The sequence below is a fragment of the Streptomyces sp. B8-7 genome, from assembly GCF_058833805.1.
Genome location: NZ_JBYRRL010000002.1, coordinates 1145013 through 1164357 on the forward strand (window position 1 = coordinate 1145013; position 19345 = coordinate 1164357).

16 protein-coding genes are annotated in these 19345 nt (G+C 74.4%); 11 read left to right on the forward strand and 5 right to left on the reverse strand.

Going from position 1 to position 19345, the window contains the following annotated elements:
* Nucleotides 1-10 precede the first annotated feature (10 nt).
* The 5 genes from AC5K6T_RS13595 to AC5K6T_RS13615 all read right to left on the reverse strand — a co-directional run bounded on the left by AC5K6T_RS13595 (nt 11) and on the right by AC5K6T_RS13615 (nt 4481).
* Nucleotides 11-607, reverse strand: coding sequence for a GTP-binding protein (locus AC5K6T_RS13595; RefSeq protein WP_493208761.1), 597 nt, complete (start codon nt 605-607; stop codon nt 11-13).
* Nucleotides 582-959 (reverse strand): DUF742 domain-containing protein, encoded by a 378-nt coding sequence (locus AC5K6T_RS13600; RefSeq protein WP_493208762.1) that lies wholly within the window; start codon nt 957-959, stop codon nt 582-584. The genes AC5K6T_RS13595 and AC5K6T_RS13600 overlap by 26 nt, the downstream gene beginning before the upstream one ends.
* Nucleotides 956-1357: a roadblock/LC7 domain-containing protein gene (locus tag AC5K6T_RS13605; protein ID WP_493208763.1), complete on the reverse strand. Its 402-nt coding sequence runs from the start codon at nt 1355-1357 to the stop codon at nt 956-958. The genes AC5K6T_RS13600 and AC5K6T_RS13605 overlap by 4 nt, the downstream gene beginning before the upstream one ends.
* Nucleotides 1354-2535 (reverse strand): ATP-binding protein, encoded by a 1182-nt coding sequence (locus AC5K6T_RS13610; protein WP_493208764.1) that lies wholly within the window; start codon nt 2533-2535, stop codon nt 1354-1356. Before AC5K6T_RS13610 ends, AC5K6T_RS13605 begins: the two co-directional genes overlap by 4 nt.
* Nucleotides 2536-3134: 599 nt before the next feature.
* Complete coding sequence (locus AC5K6T_RS13615) at nt 3135-4481, reverse strand: 6-phospho-beta-glucosidase (RefSeq protein ID WP_493208765.1); 1347 nt, start codon at nt 4479-4481, stop codon at nt 3135-3137.
* A gap of 672 nt (nt 4482-5153) precedes the next feature.
* Between AC5K6T_RS13615 and AC5K6T_RS13620 the strand changes: the two genes are divergently transcribed.
* From AC5K6T_RS13620 to AC5K6T_RS13670, 11 genes are all read left to right on the forward strand, one after another.
* Nucleotides 5154-7544: an ATP-binding cassette domain-containing protein gene (locus AC5K6T_RS13620; RefSeq protein WP_493208766.1), complete on the forward strand. Its 2391-nt coding sequence runs from the start codon at nt 5154-5156 to the stop codon at nt 7542-7544.
* 269 nt (nt 7545-7813) lie between these two features.
* Complete coding sequence (locus tag AC5K6T_RS13625; protein ID WP_493208767.1) at nt 7814-8014, forward strand: hypothetical protein; 201 nt, start codon at nt 7814-7816, stop codon at nt 8012-8014.
* A gap of 292 nt (nt 8015-8306) precedes the next feature.
* Complete coding sequence (locus AC5K6T_RS13630) at nt 8307-8987, forward strand: class I SAM-dependent DNA methyltransferase (protein ID WP_493208768.1); 681 nt, start codon at nt 8307-8309, stop codon at nt 8985-8987.
* Nucleotides 8988-9170: 183 nt separating this feature from the next.
* The gene (locus tag AC5K6T_RS13635; protein WP_493208770.1) at nt 9171-10868 is read left to right on the forward strand and encodes a SpoIIE family protein phosphatase; all 1698 of its coding nucleotides are present in this window, start codon (nt 9171-9173) and stop codon (nt 10866-10868) included.
* 138 nt (nt 10869-11006) lie between these two features.
* Nucleotides 11007-11678 (forward strand): DUF2278 family protein, encoded by a 672-nt coding sequence (locus AC5K6T_RS13640; RefSeq protein ID WP_493208771.1) that lies wholly within the window; start codon nt 11007-11009, stop codon nt 11676-11678.
* Between the two features lie 161 nt (nt 11679-11839).
* Complete coding sequence (locus AC5K6T_RS13645) at nt 11840-12229, forward strand: hypothetical protein (RefSeq protein ID WP_493208772.1); 390 nt, start codon at nt 11840-11842, stop codon at nt 12227-12229.
* Nucleotides 12230-12392: 163 nt separating this feature from the next.
* The gene (locus AC5K6T_RS13650) at nt 12393-13154 is read left to right on the forward strand and encodes a nuclear transport factor 2 family protein (RefSeq protein ID WP_493208774.1); all 762 of its coding nucleotides are present in this window, start codon (nt 12393-12395) and stop codon (nt 13152-13154) included.
* 187 nt (nt 13155-13341) lie between these two features.
* Nucleotides 13342-14469: a sulfite oxidase gene (locus AC5K6T_RS13655; protein WP_493208775.1), complete on the forward strand. Its 1128-nt coding sequence runs from the start codon at nt 13342-13344 to the stop codon at nt 14467-14469.
* Between the two features lie 409 nt (nt 14470-14878).
* Nucleotides 14879-15166, forward strand: a complete 288-nt coding sequence (locus AC5K6T_RS13660; RefSeq protein WP_493208776.1) for a metal-sensitive transcriptional regulator — start codon at nt 14879-14881, stop codon at nt 15164-15166.
* A gap of 1233 nt (nt 15167-16399) precedes the next feature.
* Complete coding sequence (locus tag AC5K6T_RS13665; protein WP_493208778.1) at nt 16400-17599, forward strand: isochorismate synthase; 1200 nt, start codon at nt 16400-16402, stop codon at nt 17597-17599.
* Nucleotides 17596-19344, forward strand: coding sequence for a (2,3-dihydroxybenzoyl)adenylate synthase (locus tag AC5K6T_RS13670; protein WP_493208779.1), 1749 nt, complete (start codon nt 17596-17598; stop codon nt 19342-19344). Before AC5K6T_RS13665 ends, AC5K6T_RS13670 begins: the two co-directional genes overlap by 4 nt.
* The last annotated feature ends 1 nt before the right edge of the window (nt 19345 follow it).

The window sequence follows — 19345 nt, forward strand, 5'->3', positions numbered from 1 at the left end:
CTGAAGGCTCCTAGGTGGCGCGGCGGTCCAGCAGAAAGCGGACCAGGGTGATCAGTGCTTGGGCCGACGACTGCTCGTCGCGGGCGTCGCAGGTGACGACCGGGGTGTCGTCGAGCAGGTCCAGCGCCTCGCGCAGGGCGTGCTCGTCCCGCAGCGGGGTGTGGTCGAAGCGGTTGACGGCGATGGCGTAGTCGAGGCCGTACTGCTCGATCAGGTCGATCACCGGGAAGGAGTCGGCGAGCCGCTCGGGGTCGACCAGCACGAGCGCGCCGAGCGCGCCGCGCGCCATGTCCTCCCACATCTGTACGAAGCGCTGCTGGCCGGGCGTGCCGAACAGGTACAGCACCACCCGGTCGCTGATGGTGAGACGGCCGAAGTCCATGGCGACCGTGGTGGTGGTCTTGCCGTTGACGCCCTTGAGGTCGTCGACGTCCTCGGCGGCCCGCGTCATGGTCTCCTCGGTCGTCAGCGGGACGATCTCCGAGATGGAGCCGATGAACGTGGTCTTGCCGACCGCGAAGTGCCCGACGACCAGGATCTTCACGGCCGTCTGGTGCTCTCCGCCGCGGACGTAGTCGCGCTCATCCAAACTTGGCCCTGAGCCCATGCAGCACCTCCTCAAGGATGCGCAGGTCGGCGACGGGTGCCCGCTCCACCGGCGGGCGGGTGACGAGGTAGCCGCCTTCGACGAGTGCGGACAGGACGATCTTGACGACGCCCAGCGGGAGCCGGGTGTGCCCCGCGACCTCGGCGACCGAGAGGTAGCCGGCCGAGCAGATCTCCAGCAGGCTCTGCTCCTCGGGCGACAGCCGGGTCGGCCGCTGCCGGGTGTCCTCGACCGCGGTGACCAGGGTGATCAGCGACAGTTGCGCCTCGTCGGGTAAACCGCGGCCCCGGGTGATCACATAGGGCCTGACCAGCTCCGCGGCCTCCCGCTCCCCCTCGTCGGCGGCGCTCATGACGAGGCGCCCAGGTTCTCGCGGGGCGGCGTCATGAGGACCTTGCCCAGCTGGCCGACCAGTTGCTGCATCCGGAAGGTGATGTCGGCCATGTCGACGTCAGGAGCGGCCGAGACGCCGAGGTAGGCGCCCTGGCCGGCGGATATCAGGAACACCCAGCCGCCGTCGAACTCCACCAGTGTCTGCCGCCACTGCTGGTTGTCGCCCTCGCAGAAGAAGCCCAGCGAGCGGCTGAGCGACTGCACGCCGCTCATCGCCGCGGCGACCCGGTCGGCGTTGTCCTTGTCGAAGTCCTTCGTCCGGGCCATCAGCAGACCGTCGGCCGAGATCAGGACCGCGTGCAGGGCTCCCGGAATCTCCAGCGCACTGTCGAGCATCCATGCCAGATCGTCGTTCACGAGACCTCATGTCCTTCATTGCCTGCACCAGGGGTGCGGTTCGTCTCATCCGCGGGGGCCGCCGGATCCGGGGCCTCGGAGCGACCGGACTGCGTTCCCCGCTGGAACGCCCCCATGATCGCTGCCGTCTCCGCGCCTGAACGGGCCGGGGTGGGGCCCGTGGACGTGCTGCCCGGCACGATGGCCATCGGCCGCTTGCGGCGACGCCGGGGCAGGCCGTCGGCCGTCGGGGAGACGGCGCCCGAGGCCTCGGGGCCGCCGCGGCCCGGCCCGGCGGCGGGTGCGCCGGGCACGCCGGGCGCCGGGGTGCGCTGCTCCGGCATGCTCGTCAGCAGGTCGTGGGGGAGGAGCAGGACGGCCCGTACGCCGCCGTAGGGGGAGCTGGAGTCCACCGACACCTCGAATCCGAACCGCTCGGCGAGCACACCGACCACCGCGAAGCCGAACTGCGGCGGATTGCCGAGCGCGGAGACGCCCGCGACCCGCTCGGTCGACAGCAGCCGGGTCGCCCTCGCGCGCTCCTCGTCGTTCATGCCGACACCCGCGTCGTCGACCACGATGCAGATGCCCTTGGGCACCGTACGGATATTGATTTCGACGACCGTGTCCGGGCTGGAATAGCTCGTGGCGTTGTCGAGGAGCTCCGCCAGCGCCAGCGCGACCGGTTCCACGGCACGGCTGGTCACGGCGAAGTCGACCTGCGACAGAATTTCCACCCGCCGGAAATGCCGGACGCGTCCCTGGGCGCTGCGTACGACGTCGTATACCGACGCGACTTCACGCTGCCGGCCCAGCCAGCCGTCGCACAGAACGGCGATCGACTGCGCCCGCCGGCCGAACTGCGAATTGGTGTGGTCGATTTCCAGGAGGTCGTGCAGAATGGGCGACTCGCCGTACTTGCTCTGCATCCCGGAGATGACCAGCTGCTGCTCCGCGGCGAGACCCTGAAGAGTCCGCATCGCGGACTTCAGCACCGTCCTGGTCGCTTCTTCGGCCTGCTCCTGAGCTGCCTGGACGGACTTCGCGTAGTCGTTCTCCAACTCGGCGTAATGTGCCCTCAGCCCGTCGGCGTCCGTGCGCAGGGACCGCGTCGTTCTGCGTTGGCGAACAAGGGCGGCGACCGCGACGAGGGTGGCGACGAGGAGAGCCCACACCAGTGGGTTCTGTATGTACGTCATAAGACTCTCTTCAGGCGACTGACGGATCGGATAGTTGAACGTCCGTCAATGCGGGGGTGAACCAGCGGTGCGCCTATCTGTCCGCACTCCGCAACCGCGCCGTGATCCTAGCACCAAGCGGAACATGTGATGATCCGTCAGTAAGACGTCAGGCCTGCGGAATTGGAGTGTAGGGCGAGGTATGCCGCGACTGCGGCGCTCGGGGGCGATTCGGGCATTCCCTTGCCTGTAAGGCGAGTTGACGCGCAGATATCCGGTGCGCCGCGGTGTGCTGACGTCAACTGGCGTGCGCGGCAGGCCGGAAGACGTGACGAGGATCATGGTGAAGCCGCGGCGGGGCGAGTGGAACCGGCGGCGTCCGTCGGGCAGGGGGAACGGCGGCCGGCGGCCGCCGGACCGTGTGGCGGGCGCCTGCCGCGGCCCTAGGGTGTGTTTCGAAAGTAGCGTCGTCTGCCCGAAGGGCAGGTCTGGCGGCGTCTGGTGCGTGCGATCGCAAGGCGGAGGGTCGCCCCGATACTGGATGTATCGGGGCGAGCCCGACAACGCGGCGAGCGTGCGTGCCAGACGCCGCCAGGCAGGCGGGACTTTCGAAACACGCCCTAGGTCAGATAGGCGAGTCCGGCGTGTTCGGCCCGGTAGGCGTCGACCAGCCGGCGGGCGACTTGGACCGAGTCGACCAGCGGGTGCAGGGCGAACGCCTTGACGGCGGTGGCACGGGACCCGGACGCGGCGGCCGCCATCGTCTCGCGCTCCACCGCCTTGACCGCGCACACCAGGCCCGCCGCGTGGGCGGGCAGCGGTGACACGGTCAGGGGGCGGGCGCCGTCCGCGCCCACCGTGCAGGGCACCTCCACCACGGCGTCGTCGTCGAGGACGGGCAGGGCACCCCGGTTGCGGACGTCGAGGATCAAGGTGGTGCGCTCGCCGCGGGCGATGGCCCGCATCAGGGCCAGGGCGACCTTCTCGTAGCCGCCGGACTCCGCCAGGGAGGCCGCGTCGCGCTCCCCGGCGCCCGACGCCTCCCGGTTCTCCGCCATGTAGGTCGCCTCGCGCTCGGCCCGGGTACGGTCCCAGGTGCGCAGCGCCGGCGCGTGCGGGTCGCGCATCCGCTCGTAGAACCCGGCCTGCTGGTCGTGCAGGAAGGCGCCGCGGGTGCGCTCGGCCGCCTGGTACGCCTGGACCGCCTCGCGGTTGAAGTAGTAGTAGTGCAGGTACTCGTTGGGGACCGCGCCCAGCGACTGGATCCACTCCGGGCCGAACAGCCGGCCCTCCTCGAATCCGGTCAGCAGGTCACGGTCGGCGAGCAGCCGGGGGAGCTCGTCGCGGCCGTCGATCCTCAGGCCGCGCAGCCAGCCCAGATGGTTCAGCCCGGCGTAGTCCGGCTCGGCCTCCTCCGGCCGGGCGGCGCCGAGCGCGCGGGCCACCCGGCGGCCGAGCCCGACGGGGGAGTCGCAGATCCCGATCACGCGGTCGCCCAGGCGCCGGGACATGGCCTCGGTGATCAGCCCGGCCGGGTTGGTGAAGTTGATGCACCACGCGTCGGGTGCGAGCAGGGCCATCCGCCGGGCGATGTGGTCCACGACGGGCAGGGTGCGCAGCCCGTAGGCGAGGCCGCCCGCCCCGACCGTCTCCTGCCCGAGCACCCCCTCCGCGAGCGCCACCCGCTCGTCCACCGCCCGGCCCCGCAGCCCGCCCACCCGGATCGCCGAGAAGACGAAGTCGGCTCCGCGCAGGGCCTCGTCCAGGTCCGTCGTCACCGACACCCGCGGCGCGTCCGGACGGGCGCCGGCCTGCTCCGCCAGCACCCGTGCGATCGCCGCCAGCCGCCCGGCGTCGAGGTCGTACAGGGTGACGTCGGTGACCCCGCCCTCGGCTCGGTCGTCGAGGAGCGCGCCGTACACCAGCGGCACGCGGAAGCCCCCGCCGCCCAGAATGGTCAGTCTCACGATCGCCCTCACACCGCCGTGCCCGCAGGGCGGCACCGTCCCCACCGCCCGCGCCGAACGCTACGCGGCCCCCGCGTCCGGCGCCATGCGTCTCCCGCGTCTCCCGCGTCTCCCGCGTCTTCCGTGCACGCCGCCGTGTGCACCCGCCCGTGCGCTCCGCCGCGCGCGCCGCGGCGGGAACGCCGGTCCACCGCAGCGCCGTCCCGGCCGGCCGCGCCTGTCCCCGTGTCCCTTCGGGGCGCTGCCGGCCCGTGGTGGACTCCGCCCGGCCTGCCGAGCGCGGCGGGCGGCAGGCCGGACGCAGGACCGCCCGGACCGGGGCCCAGGCGCCCGGACCGGGCGCCCGCGCGGTCCCGGACCGGTCAGGAACGGAGAAGCGCCCAGCGCGGGCCCGCGTCTAGGGTGGACGCCGTACGCACGCCCGGCACGGCCCGCCTCCGCCGCGCCGCCGCCCGCCGGGAACCGCCGCCCACACCGACCCGCCGGACGCCGCGGACCGGTGCACGCGACGGCCGTCCGGTCTGCCGGTACGCCGGTCTGCCGTCCGGCCGGCCCGGTCCGGTCTGCCGGCCCGGTCCGTCCGGCCCGGTCGGCTCGGCACCGGCCGGTGGAGCGGCCCGCGCCGCCGCGGGCCGGGACTCGCGCAACGAAACGAGAGGGAGACAGAACACGATGAGCAGGGCCCCGAAGGCGGATCCGCAGCGCGACCCGCGGCCGGCGCCGCACGCCGCCGACAGTCATGAGCTGATCCGGGTGATCGGCGCGCGCGAGAACAACCTCAAGGACGTCAGCGTCGAGATCCCCAAGCGCCGCCTCACCGTCTTCACCGGCGTGTCCGGCTCGGGCAAGAGCTCCCTGGTGTTCGACACGATCGCCGCCGAGTCGCAGCGGCTGATCAACGAGACGTACAGCGCGTTCGTGCAGGGCTTCATGCCCTCGCTGGCCCGGCCCGAGGTCGACGTCCTCGACGGTCTCACCACCGCGATCATCGTCGACCAGAAGCGGATGGGCGCCGACCCGCGCTCCACCGTCGGCACCGCGACCGACGCCCACGCGATGCTGCGCATCCTCTTCAGCCGCCTCGGCGACCCGCACATCGGCCCGCCCAGCGCGTACGCCTTCAACGTGCCCTCGGTACGCGGCAGCGGCGCGATCGCCGTCGGCGACAAGAAGGCCGTCAAGGCCACCTACAGCCGGACCGGCGGCATGTGCCCGCGCTGCGAGGGCCGCGGAACGGTCTCCGAGATCGACCTGACCCAGCTCTACGACGACTCCAAGTCCCTCAACGAGGGCGCCCTGACCATCCCCGGCTACACCATGGACGGCTGGTACGGCCGGATCTTCCGCGGCTGCGGCTTCTTCGACCCGGACAAGCCGATCCGCAGGTTCACCCGGAGGGAACTGCACGACCTGCTCCACAAGGAGCCGACGAAGATCAAGGTCGAGGGCATCAACCTCACGTACGAGGGCCTGATCCCGAAGATCCAGAAGTCGATGCTCTCCAAGGACCCCGACGCGCTCCAGCCCCATGTACGGGCCTTCGTCGAACGGGCCACCACCTTCATGACCTGCCCCGAGTGCGACGGCACCCGGCTCGCCGAGGGAGCCCGCGCCTCGAAGATCAAGGGCATCAGCATCGCCGACGCCTGCGCGATGCAGATCAGCGACCTGGCCGCATGGGTCGGCACGCTCAAGGAGCCCTCGGTGGCGCCGCTGCTGCAGTCGCTGCGGCACACGCTGGAGTCCTTCGCGGAGATCGGCCTCGGCTACCTCTCCCTGGACCGGCCGGCCGGCACCCTGTCGGGTGGTGAGGCGCAGCGGGTGAAGATGATCCGCCACCTCGGTTCCTCCCTCACCGACGTCACCTACGTCTTCGACGAGCCCACCACCGGCCTGCACCCGCACGACATCCAGCGGATGAACGACCTGCTGCTGCGCCTGCGGGACAAGGGCAACACCGTCCTCGTCGTGGAGCACAAGCCGCAGACCATCGCGATCGCCGACCACGTCGTCGATCTCGGCCCCGGCGCCGGTACCGCGGGCGGCACGGTCTGCTTCGAGGGCACCGTCGAGGGCCTGCGCTCCGGCGGGACGGTCACCGGCCGCCATCTCGACGACCGGGCCGCGGTGAAGGCGTCCGTGCGCCGTCCCGGCGGAGCGCTCGAGGTCCGCGGGGCGAACGAGCACAACCTCCGGGACGTCGACGTGGACATCCCGCTGGGCGTCCTGACCGTGGTCACGGGCGTCGCGGGCTCCGGCAAGAGCTCCCTGGTGCACGGCTCGATCCCCCGCGGCGAGGGCGTGGTGTTCGTCGACCAGGGCCCGATCCGCGGCTCCCGGCGCAGCAACCCGGCCACGTACACCGGGCTGCTGGAGCCGGTCCGGAAGGCCTTCGCCAAGGCCAACGGCGTCAGGCCCGCCCTGTTCAGCGCCAACTCCGAAGGCGCCTGCCCCACCTGCAACGGCGCGGGCGTCGTCTACACCGACCTGGCGATGATGGCGGACGTGTCCACCGTCTGCGAGGACTGCGAGGGCAGGCGCTACGACGCCTCGGTCCTGGAGTACCGCCTCGGCGGCCGCGACATCAGCGAGGTGCTCGCCATGCCGGTGGCGGAGGCGGAGGAGTTCCTCGGCTCCGGCGAGGCCCGCGTTCCCGCCGCCCACAAGGTCCTCCAGCGCCTCGCCGACGTCGGCCTCGGCTACCTCACCCTCGGCCAGCCGCTCACCACGCTCTCCGGCGGCGAGCGCCAGCGGCTGAAGCTGGCCACGCACATGGCGGACAAGGGCGGTGTCTACGTCCTCGACGAGCCGACGACCGGCCTCCACCTGGCCGATGTCGCCCAACTCCTCGGCCTGCTCGACCGGCTGGTCGACTCCGGCAAGTCGGTCGTCGTCATCGAGCACCACCCGGCGGTGATGGCCCACGCCGACTGGATCATCGATCTCGGCCCCGGCGCCGGCCACGACGGCGGCCGCGTCGTGTTCGAGGGCACGCCCGCCGACCTGGTCGCGGCCCGCTCCACCCTGACCGGCGAACACCTCGCGCGGTACACCGGCGCCTGACCGTCCCGGCCGCCTGACCGTCCCGGCCGCCTGACCGTCCCGGCCCCCGGACGGCCCCGGCCCCCGGCGCGGGCCGCCGGGTGTGCGCGGGGCCGGGGGGCCGGGGCGAGCGCCTCGTATGCGCCGGTTCACTCCCCCGGGGGAGGGTACGCACCGGTCCGCTGGGCAGACATCAGCGCCGTGAGGCACATCGATTCCGCTCCGGTCCGCGGCGTCCGCGGGGTGACCCGTCGGCCTGCCGAAACGTTCATCCGGCGGGAGGGGCGGGCGTGCCCGGGATGACCTCGCACGGTGACGACCCGTCCGGCGCCCGGCCCCCGCGCACGGACACCCCGGAGCCCTCGCCGACGCCGGTCTACGACGCACTCGTGGAACTGTGGCGCGCGCAGGGCCGCGAGGTGCCCCGTCCGCAGCAGGCCGAGCCGTCCCGGCCGCCGGCCCCGGCGCCGGACTTCTTCGACCGCGGCTGACCACCGGGCCGGGCCCGCCGGTGACGGGCCGCGGTGCGCCCTCCCGCGCGGGCCGCGCCCCCGGCGGTGCGGACGGCCCGGTGCGGACGGCCCGGTGCGGACGGCCCGGTGCGGACGGCCCGGTGCGGACGGCCCGGGGCGACGCCCGGAGGCGGAAGCGGAACCGCCGGGCCGCGTTCCCCTTCACGGTGCGTTCACACCGCTGGATGGCGCTGTTTCTCGGCCGAGAGCACGCCGGGACGGCGGCTCCTGTGCAAGGATGATCCAAGCCTTAGCCCAAGGGAGACGCAGCGTGAGCGGTGCCGGTGAGGGAGTCGACTACGACGGCCTGAAGGTCGACCGAACGGGTCAGGCGGAGGCCTTCGACGCCATAGGCGACCGCTACGACGAGGCCTTCCCCCACAAGGAGGGCCAGGTCCAGTCCGCCGAGTGGCTGACCCGGAGCCTGCCGTCCGGTGCCCGGGTGCTCGACCTCGGGTGCGGGACGGGCCTGCCGACCGCCCTGCAACTCGCCGACGCGGGGTGCGAGGTCGTCGGACTCGACCTGTCGGACGGCATGGTCGAACTGGCCCGGCGCAATGTGCCCGGCGCGCAGTTCCACCGCGCGGACATCGCCGACCTGCGCCCGGGCGGCCCGCTCGACCTGGGCCGCTTCGACGGGGTCGCGGCCTTCTTCTCGCTGCTCATGCTGCCGCGGGCCGAGATCCCCCTGGCCCTCGGCACCATCCGCCGTCTGCTGAAGCCGGGCGGACTCCTCGCCCTGTCGATGGTCGAGGCCGATCTGGACGACTTCAGCATCCCCTTCCTCGGCAGCTCCATCCGCGTCACCGGCTACCTCCGCGACACGCTGCGCGAGGTCGTCGAGGCGGCGGGCTTCACCATCGAGGAGGAGTCGTCCTACACGTACGCCCCGGAGAGCTCCGACGTCCCACCGGAGGAGCAGATCTTCCTGCGGTGCGTGCGGCGCGACTGACCGAGTGGACCGGGGTGCGGGAGAGCACGGACCGATGCCAGGACAAGCGGCCGGGGGCGGACGGAGAGCCCCTCGCGGACCGGCGGGCGGCCGCCCGCGCACCCTGTCGCGCCCGGCGGTGACGTGGTGATCGGCGCACGGTACGGCTCCAGCCGGGGCCGCAGGGAGCGCGGTGGGCGCCCGGTGACCGGCGCCGGGACCGCACGGCTGCGCTTCCTGGACACGGCGACCCGGCGGATCGCCCGCGGGCTGAGCGTCGACGAGACGGTCGCCGAACTCTGCCGGGCGGTCGTCCCCGTCTTCGCCGACCTGGCGGCCGTCCACCTGTACGAGCCGCCGCCGGTCGGCGACGCGGCGCTCGTGGCCCCGGCCCGGCTCACCCGGCACACCGTGCACGGAACCCCGCCGGCCACGACCGGGTCCGGAGCCGGGACCGGGACCGGGCCCCCACCTGGGACCACGCCCGAGGCCGGCGCCCAGGCCCCGTCTCCGGCCGGCCGGGGCACCCTGGCCGGGCTGCTGCGCGCGGGGCACCCGGTGTTCGGCAACAGCCCGGCACACGCCGGTGCGGCCGCCGAACTGCTGGAGTCCGCGGGCGTCCCCGGTCAACCGCCGCCCGGCCGCCGGGTGATCGTCGCCCCGCTGCGCGGCCGCGACCACGTGCTGGGCAGCGTCACCCTCGTCCGCGGCCGGGAACGCCACGCCTTCGGCGCCGACGACCTGCTGGTCGCCTCCCAGCTCGCCACGCACGCCGCCCTCGCCGTCGACAAGGCCCTGCTGCACGGACACGACGCGACCGTCGCCGACACCCTCCAGCGCACCATGCTGCCGCCCTCCCTGCCCCGGCTCGTGGGCGTGCGCCTCGCCAGCCGCTATCTGCCGGCCTCCCGCACCGCCGAGGTCGGCGGCGACTGGTACGACGCCATCCCGCTGCCCGGCAACCGGGTGGCCCTCGTCATCGGCGACGTGATGGGCCACTCACTGACCTCCGCCGCGATCATGGGTCAGCTGCGCACGGTCGTGCAGACCCTCGCCGGCCTGGACCTGCCGCCCCACGAGGTCCTGCACCACCTCGACGAACAGGCCGGACGCCTCGGCAGCCAGCACCTCGCCACCTGCCTCTACGCCGTCTACGATCCGGTCTCCCGGCGCCTGCTCATGGCCAACGCCGGCCATCCGCCGCCCCTGTTGCTGCACCGTGAGGGCACCGCCGAGACCCTCGACCTGCCCTCGGGCGTCCCCATCGGCGTCGGCGGCGGCGAGTTCGAGACCACCGAACTGCCCGCCCCCGTCGGTGCCACCCTGCTGCTCTACACCGACGGCCTCGTCGAGTGCCGCGGCGCGGACATCCAGACCGGCATGCTCCGGCTGCGGCACCGGCTGCGTGCCCTCGCCACCGGCGGTCCGCCCGCGCTGGAGCCCCTGTGCGAGGTCGCGCTGAGCACCCTGGAGGAGGACGAGCGGGAGGACGACATCGCCCTGCTCGCCGCCCGCTTCGAGGGGCTGCGGCCGGAGACCGCGGCGAACTGGTACCTCACCCCGCACCCGCGCACCGCCAGCCAGGCCCGCCGGCTCGCCCGCCGCACGCTGCGGCGCTGGGACCTCGCCGACCTCACCGACACCACCGAACTGCTGGTCACCGAAGTGGTCGCCAACGCCGTGCGCGTCACCACCCGCCCGCTCACGCTGCGCCTGCTGCGCACGGACGTGCTGCGCGTGGAGGTCCGCGACGACTCCTCGCAGCTGCCCCGGCTGGGCCACGCCCGGCCCGACGACGAGGGCGGCCGAGGCCTGTTCCTGGTCGACCAGCTCGCCCTGCGCTGGGGCGTCACCCGGGTCAGCGGCGGCAAGATCGTCTGGTTCGAGCAGCGCCTGCCCTGACCTCGCGGGCCGCCCGCCGGCCCCGGCGCACCGCCCGGCCCGCGGCGGTACCCTGCCGGGCCCCGCCGTTCGGGTGGCAGGGCGGGGACTCCTGCCGGAACCGCTGCCGCGGCCCGGCGCGGCCGGTTCACTGGGAGCATGCCCTTCGACCAGTACGGCGTGCTGTGCGGGACGCTGCACCGCCACTACCGCGACGAGCCCGACACCCAGGGCCGCTGGTTCCACGTCAACCTGGAGGTGGACGCCCCCGCCGGCCGCTACCACTGCGCCGTGGACGTCGACAGCCACAAGTCCAACGTGGGCGTGCAGTTCAAGACGGTCACCCTGGACGCCCCGGCGCTCGGCCCGGTGGCCGCGCTGCCGCCCGGCTACCACGGCCTGGTGTCCGCCCCCGGCTCCGGAGCCCTGGACTTCCAGCGCCATCCCGCCCTGGTGGACCGGTCGGGCGTGCTGTTCCGCCGCCGTCCCCCGTCCTGGCTGCAGGACCTGCTCGACCTGTTCGGCGTGCTGCCCTGGCACACGGGGTCCAACCTCGACGCGGCCACCGCGCTGGAGCCGGTCCTGGTGCCGGGGCGGCGCGTGCTCGTCTTCGGCGAGCCGTTCACCGACGACCCCGAGGGAGACCTCGGCATGCACAACGTCCACCAGAACCAGGGCGACCCGCAGGGATCCCAGTGGTGGGACCAGAACGGCGTCTGGCAGGACGGGGCCACCCTCGCCCTGCGCCCCGACGGCCGCTACGACGCCTTCCTCAGCAAGTTCTCCAGTCAGGCCGACCACACGGACCAGGCCGGCCACCCGCCGCCCTGAACCCGCCGTACGGATCCCCAGGGCCCCGCATCACCTCACCCTACGACCCCGACGCCCGGAGTTCCGTCAAGCGCGGCTCTGCCTGGGACGGTTACAAGGTCCACTTCACCGAGACCTGCGACGCCCAGGAGAGCGGTCGACCCCACTTGATCACCCATGGGGTGACCACGGACGCGACGGTCGGCGACCCGGTCGTCGTCGACGAGATCCACGGCCGGCTCGGTGCCGGGGGCCTGCTGCCGGACGAACACCTGACGGACGCCGGCTGCATTTCTGCGGAACTCCTGCTGACGGCGCCCGGCCGACACGGTGTCCGTGTCATCGGCCCGGTCCGGCCCATGACCCGTCGCACCGTCCAGACCACCGGCTACGACAAGGCGTCCTTCACCATCGACCGGGACGCCCGTCGGGCAACCCCGACGGCGCCCACAGCCGCTACGGGACCGAAGGACTCGACAACCACCACCGGCCCGCGGGGAAGATTCGACATCGCTGACGGTCTGGGAGCGGACGCCGCGCCGGCTTCCGCTCGCTGCGCCGCCTGCACGTGACCAGCTACCCGACGCTCCTGCTGCACACCGCGCACGGCGCGGGCCGGCCGGGCGGTGTGGCGTCGACCGCCGCATCACGGACCGCGGCGCTCGACCGGTGTCTTGCCGCAGCGTTCCCCCCCCGACCTTCCACCCCATCCCCTGTTCCGCAAGGAGAATTGTCATGAGTGACGCCAAGAACACCGTCCTGGCCGCCGTCGGCGAGCTGTTCGGCAAGAAGGACCCGGCCGCGGTCGACCGCTGGGCCGCTGCCGACTACACCCAGCACAGTGCACTGGTCGCCGACGGCCCCGAGGCTCTGCGCGCGCTGGTCGCCTCTCTCGGTGACGACTTCCGCTACGAGAATGCCCGGGTCATCGCCGATGGTGACCTGGTCGCCCTGCACGGCACCTACCACGGGCTCGGCCCGGACCCGCTGGTCGGTTTCGACATCTTCCGGGTCGACGCCGACGGCAAGCTCGCCGAGCACTGGGACACCCTGACCCCGGTGGTCTCCCCGACCGCCTCCGGCCGCTCGCAGACCGACGGCCCCACCGAGGTGACCGAGCCCGCCAGGACCGAGGCCAACCGCGCCCTGGTCACCGAGTTCGCGCAGAAGGTCCTGGTCGGTGCCGACTACTCGGTCCTCGCGGACTACATCTCCACGGCGACGTACGACCAGCACAACCCGGAGGCCGCCGACGGCCTGGACGGGTTCGGGGCCGCCGCCGCGCAGTGGGCCGAGCAGGGCAGGAACCTCGTCTACACGAAGGTCCACAAGATCATCGCCGAGGGCGACTTCGTCCTGACCCAGTCCGAGGGCGAGTTCGGTGTCCCGGTCGCCTCCTACGACCTGTTCCGCGTCGCCGACGGAAAGATCGTCGAGCACTGGGACGTCATCGCCCCGATCCCGGCCGAACTTCCTCACACCAACGGCCTGTTCTGACCATCCCTCCCCCCCGGTGCGGCCTCGCCCTCTGTACCGCAGCGTCGTCGACCACAGCGGCCGAGCCCTCGGCCGCCGCCTGCCGCGGCCCGGCGCCCCGGTGCCGGTTTGCGGCAGGTCCGCGGCCGGCGATGCCGGCTTCCGGCTGCGGTGGTGGCGGCCGCCGGTGCGGGCGCAGACTGGGCACATGGGGCAGCGTCCCGATGACGTCAGCGCGCCCGCGCGCGTGGCCGGCCCGGCGGAAGGGATCAGCCGGGAGGAACTGGCCCTGGCCGCCCGCAACCACGGCCTGCCCCTGGAGGCCCTGCGCTACGACGTCACCCCGCCGGGACTGCACTACGTCCTGACCCACTACGACATCCCGGCCGCCGACGAGCGGGAGTGGCGGCTGTCCGTCACCGGCCGGGTCGGACGCCCCCTGTCGCTCACCGTCACGGACCTGCGCGCGCGCCCCGCCGTGACCCGCCGCGTCACCCTGGAGTGCGCCGGGAACGGGCGGGCCCTGCTCACGCCCCGGCCGGTCAGCCAGCCCTGGCTGACCGAGGCGGTCGGCACGGCCGACTGGACCGGGGTGCCGCTGCGCGATCTGCTCGCCGAGGCGGGCGCGGACCCCGGCGCCGCGGACGTGGTCTTCACCGGCGCCGACCACGGCGTGGAACGCGGCGTCGAACAGGACTACGAGCGCGCCCTGCCGCTCGCGCACGCCCTGAGCGAGGACGGCGACGTGCTCGTCGCCCACACCATGAACGGGCACCCGCTGCCGCCCCAGCACGGCCGCCCGCTGCGGCTGGTCGTGCCCGGCTGGTACGGCATGGCGCACGTGAAGTGGCTGCGCGCCGTCACCGTCGCCGCCGCGCCCTTCACCGGCTTCCAGCAGAGCGTCGCCTACGTCCTGCGGCAGGACCCCGACGACGAGGGCGAGCCCGTGACCCGGATCGCGCCCCGCGCCCTGCTGCTGCCGCCCGGCTTCCCCGACTTCATGTCCCGCACCCGGATCGTACGGCCCGGCCCCGTGCGCCTGGAGGGGCGAGCCTGGTCCGGGCGGGGCCCGGTCACCGCGGTGGAGGTGACCACGGACGACGGCGCCACCTGGCAGCGCGCCGAACTCGCGCAGGAGCCGCCCGGCGCCGCCCACCGCTGGGCCTGGCGCCGGTGGCGGCTGGGCTGGACCGCCGCGCCCGGCGCGTACGTGCTCGCCGTGCGGGCGACCGACGCGGACGGCGAGCGGCAGCCGGACACACCGCGCTGGAACCGGGGCGGCTTCGCCAACAACGCGGTCCAGCGGGTACCGGTGCTGTGCGCCGAGGAGCCCTGAGCGGGGCCCGGCCCGTCGGCCGGTCCCGCCCTCGGACCCGTCGGACCGTGGCCCGCTCCACCGGCTCCGCGATCCGCTGCTCCGTCTGCGGGCATCTGCGGGCATCTGCGGGCTGACCCCGGCCGGTGCGGACCGCCGTGGCCCACGCCGTCCGCCTCCGGGGCGTGGTACCGGCCCGGAGGCCGATCGGGGCGCTCAGGGCGGAGACCCCGCTCGGCGTGCCGTGACCTGCGGCGCGGGAGGCGTGGCGGCGCTGTCCAGCGGTTGTGTCCCGGCGGGTCCCCGAGAGGCCCGGCCCCGGTCCCGCCCTCGGACCCTGCTGCGCGGGCCGCTCCTGGCCGGTGCGCGCAGCCAGGCCGTATAATACCCCTTGGGGTATTCTGGGCGGGGTGACGGTGAAGGAGTGATCGTGGAGCTTGAACTTGAGGGCGCCGCGCTGCGGGCCGTGTTGAACCGGCTGCGCCGGGCCCAGGGACAGATCTCCGGCGTCATCCGGATGATCGAGGAAGGGCGTGACTGCGAGGACGTCGTCACCCAGCTCGCCGCCGCTTCCAGCGCGCTGGACCGGGCCGGGTTCGCGATCATCGCCACCGGTCTCCAGCAGTGTGTGACGGACATCGAGTCGGGCCGTGTCGACGGCGAGGAACCGGAGGCCATGCGGGCCCGCCTGGAGAAACTGTTCCTGTCCCTGGCCTGAACGTGCCGGGCCCGGGCCGGGGGCCGGCGTGCGGACCGCGCGGACGGTTCCCGGCCCGGCGCGGCCGGGCGTCCGGTACGGGACCGTCGCCCCGGCGGCCCCGGGGCCCGGGGCACGGCTCCTCAGCCGGGCGGCAGGAGTCGTACGCGCCGTTCGCCAGGTCCCGGAACGACCGGTGGCGGATCACCCGTCCGCCCGGTGGGCGACGTACCACGCCTCCCGCTCCCCGCCGGGTCTCATGACCGGCGGGTTGAGCAGGCACGTGGGCGCGTGGCCGTCGGGTGCGCGGTGCGGCCGACGGCGAGGACGGCGCCCTCGTTCCGGGGGGTTCCGGGCCGAGGCTGCGGGGTCGGCCGACCCCACGCGGCGGTGGCACCGGTCGGTCTCCGGTGCCGTGCTGCGCCATCCGTCGCCGGTCCGGAGGAACCCCCGGCAGCCGGGCGGGAGTCCACGGCCCAGCCGCTCCGCGGGCAGGGTGATCACCCCACCGCCGGCCCCGGCACCGCGCGGCCGGCGCGCCGCCCGTGCCTCCGCCGGGAACGGCTCCGTACGCCGGTGCCGGTGCCGGTCCGGGCCGAGGCGGTCGTCGCTCCCCGCCGGAGCAGGCCACGTCACCCGTGGGCCGGCTCTGGCATCGGCTCGGACGCATACCCCACACCGGGCGGGCACCGACGCGCGGAACGGTGGAGCCGCACCGGGGCCGGATCGCGCCCGCACCGCCGTCGGGCCCGGGCCGACCGTGTGCGGCCGGGGCCCGTTCCGCGGCCGGAGACGTCTCGGCGCCCGGCCCGCCGACGCCCGCCGCGACGTCCCGCGGGCCTTGAGGGTTGAGCGGTTGACGAAGCCTTGGTGAAGCGAGGCGTCCGCCCGGCCTCCGCGTCAGACCGTGTCAGACGGTGAGCCTTCGCGGACGGTACGCGACTAGCGTTCCGGTTGCCGAGAAGCTCCAGCAGCGCGCCCCGGCCCCGCGGGCCCCGCCCTCCGGCGTGCGCCGCATCGGCAAGTCGACGTCCCGTTGCACCCGTTCGAGTCGCACCCGTTCGAGTCGCACGCGTTCAAGTCGCACGCGTTCGAGTCGCACCCGTCCGAGCACGCCGGAACCGCGCCGGCATCGCGCCGCCACCCCTCCGGTGCCGCCGGCGGCGCCCGCGCCCGGCCGGGGTGCCCGGCCGCCCGCACTGCCCACCCCTCGCCCCGGTACCCCGCGGTACCGGAGAAACCTGGAGAACCAAGGTGACCACGGTCCCCGAAACGCTCGCCACGGGCGAGACCGCCGTCGGCGCCGTCGGTGCGGCGACAGCCCTGCTCGACGCGTACCGGCCCGGCACCGACCGCTTCCTGGCGTCGCCGACGCGCACCCTGCTCGGCCGCGGCGTCCACACCCGCGTGGCCGACGACGCACGGCCGCCGGCCGACCGCGTCCGGGAGGCGCTGGCGGCCGCCCGGACCGCGGGCGCGCCCGACCCCGTCGTCCTCGGCGCGCTCCCCTTCGACCCCTCCGGGCCCGCCGCGCTCGTCGTGCCCGCCGCCGTGCACCGGGCCCCCGCCCTGGCCGCGGACCCGCTGATCACACTGCCCGCCCCGCCGCCCGAGCCGGTCGCCTGGACGGTGCGCCCCGCACCCGCCCCCGAGCGGTACGCGTCCGCCGTCGCCGAGGCGGTGGCCCGGATGGAGGCGGGGGAGTTCCGCAAGGTCGTCCTCGCCCGCGCCCTCGACCTGACCGGCGACCGCGAACCCGACCTGGCGGCGATGCTGCAGCGCCTGGCCCGCCGCGACCCGCACGGCTACACCTTCGCGACCCCCACGGCAGGCGGCGGCACGCTGCTCGGCGCCAGCCCCGAACTCCTGGTCTCCCGGCACGGGACCACCCTGGCGGCCAACCCGCTGGCGGGCTCGGCCCCTCGCAGCGACGACCTCGGCGAGGACGTCCGGCGGGCCGCCGCGCTGCTGGAGTCCGCCAAGGACCTGCAGGAGCACGCCGTCGTCGTGGACGCCCTGCGGTCCGCGCTCGCCCCGTTCTGCACCGAGCTCCACGTGCCCGCGCGGCCCACCCTGGTCAGGACCGCCGCGATGTGGCACCTGTCCACCACTGTCCGCGGCACCCTCGCCGCGCCGTCGGTCACCGCCCTCGACCTCGCCTCGGCCGTGCACCCGACACCCGCCGTCTGCGGTGCGCCCACCCCGCTCGCCCGCCGCGCCATCGGGCAACTGGAGCCCTTCGAACGCGGTCTGTACACCGGCACGGTCGGCTGGCAGGACGCCTCCGGCGACGGCGAGTGGGTGGTCACCATCCGCTGCGCCGAGGCCTCCGGGCGCACCCTGCGCCTGTTCGCCGGAGCGGGCGTCGTCACCGCCTCCGACCCGGCTGCCGAGACCGCCGAGACCGGGGCCAAGTTCCGCACGTTCCTCGACGCGGTGGGAGCCGGGCTGTGACCGCCCCCGCACCCCGCCGCGACCGGCCCGCCACCGGGAACCCCGCCGACGGGTCCGCCCAGGGCCCTGCCGGCGAGTCCGCCGGGAAGCCCGCCGAGGCCGCCCCGCAGCCCTCCCCGCCCGACGCCCCCACCTGGCCCGAGTCATTCGCCCGCCGCTACCGGGCCGCCGGCCACTGGCGGGGCGAGACGTTCGGGCAGGTGCTGCGCGCCCGGGCCGCCCGGCACCCCGACCGCGTCGCGATCGTCGACCCGGCCGGACCGGGACGCCGCTGGACCTACGCCGAACTCGACGCCCGGGCCGACCGGACGGCCGCCGCCCTGCACGCCGCCGGCGTCCACCGCGGCGACCGGGTCGTCGTCCAGCTGCCCAACGTCGCCGAGTTCTTCGAGACCGTGTTCGCCCTCTTCCGGATCGGCGCCCTCCCGGTCTTCGCCCTCCCCGCCCACCGGGACGCGGAGATCACCTACTTCTGCACCTTCAGCGAGGCCGTCGCCTACGTCGTCGCCGATGTACGGGACGGCTGCGACTACCGCGAACTGGCCACCCGCGTCCGGCGGCAGGCCCCCGCGCTCCGGCACGTCCTGGTCGTCGGCGACCCCGGACCGCACACCGCGCTCGCCGGCCTGCCCGTCCCCGAGGAGCCCGCCCCCCAGGACGGCCCCGCCCCCGGCGACCTCGCCTTCCTCCAGCTGTCCGGCGGCAGCACGGGCGTACCCAAACTGATCCCGCGCACCCACGACGACTACCTCTACTCGGTGCGCGCCTCCAACGAGGTCTGCGCGGTCGACGAGGAGAGCGTCCACCTCGTCGTCCTGCCCGCCGCCCACAACTTCCCGCTCAGCTCCCCGGGTTCGCTGGGCACGCTCGCCGCGGGCGGCCGCGTGGTGCTCTGCCCCGCCCCCGACCCGGACACCGCCTTCCCGCTGATCGAGCGCGAGCAGGTGACCCTGACCGGCCTCGTCCCGCCGCTGGCCCTCGCCTGGACCGAGGCCGCGCGGACCACGCCGTACGACCTGAGCAGCCTGCGGTCGCTGCTGGTCGGCGGAGCCAAGCTCAGCGAGACGGCCGCCCGGCGGGTCGGGCCCGCCCTGGGCTGCACCCTCCAGCAGGTCTTCGGCATGGCCGAGGGACTGGTGAACTACACCCGGCTCGACGACGACGAGGAGACCGTCGTCACCACCCAGGGGCGGCCCCTCTCCCCGGACGACGAGATCCGCGTCGTCGACGACGAGGACCGCGACGTCCCGCCCGGCCGCACCGGGCACCTCCTCACCCGCGGCCCCTACACGATCCGCGGCTACTGGCGGGCCCCCGAGCACAACCGGCGCTCCTTCACCGAGGACGGCTACTACCGCACCGGAGACCTGGTCCGCCGCACCGACAGCGGCCACCTCGTCGTCGAGGGCCGCGCCAAGGACCAGATCAACCGCGGCGGGGAGAAGATCGCGGCGGAGGAGGTCGAGAACGTCATCCTCGGCCACCCGGCCGTGCACGACGTGTCCGTGGTGGCCGTCCCCGACGAGTACCTCGGTGAGCGCACCTGCGCCTACGTCGTCCTCCGCCCCGGCACGGCCCTGCGCGCCCCCGCGCTCAGGCGGTTCGTCCGCGAGCGCGGACTGGCCGCCTACAAGGTGCCCGACCTCGTCGAGTTCGTCGACGCCTTCCCGCACACCGGGGTCGGCAAGGTCAGCAAGAAGGACCTGCGGGCCACCGCCGCCACCCCCCACCACGAGACGGCCTGAC

Coding starts and splice junctions, on each gene's coding strand:
- AC5K6T_RS13600 (WP_493208762.1), bottom strand. CDS start 959: ATGAGCGCCGCCGACGAGGGGGAGCGGGAGGCCGCGGAGCTGGTCAGG.
- AC5K6T_RS13595 (WP_493208761.1), bottom strand. CDS start 607: ATGGGCTCAGGGCCAAGTTTGGATGAGCGCGACTACGTCCGCGGCGGA.
- AC5K6T_RS13620 (WP_493208766.1), top strand. CDS start 5,154: ATGAGCAGGGCCCCGAAGGCGGATCCGCAGCGCGACCCGCGGCCGGCG.
- AC5K6T_RS13640 (WP_493208771.1), top strand. CDS start 11,007: ATGCCCTTCGACCAGTACGGCGTGCTGTGCGGGACGCTGCACCGCCAC.
- AC5K6T_RS13655 (WP_493208775.1), top strand. CDS start 13,342: ATGGGGCAGCGTCCCGATGACGTCAGCGCGCCCGCGCGCGTGGCCGGC.
- AC5K6T_RS13650 (WP_493208774.1), top strand. CDS start 12,393: ATGAGTGACGCCAAGAACACCGTCCTGGCCGCCGTCGGCGAGCTGTTC.
- AC5K6T_RS13610 (WP_493208764.1), bottom strand. CDS start 2,535: ATGACGTACATACAGAACCCACTGGTGTGGGCTCTCCTCGTCGCCACC.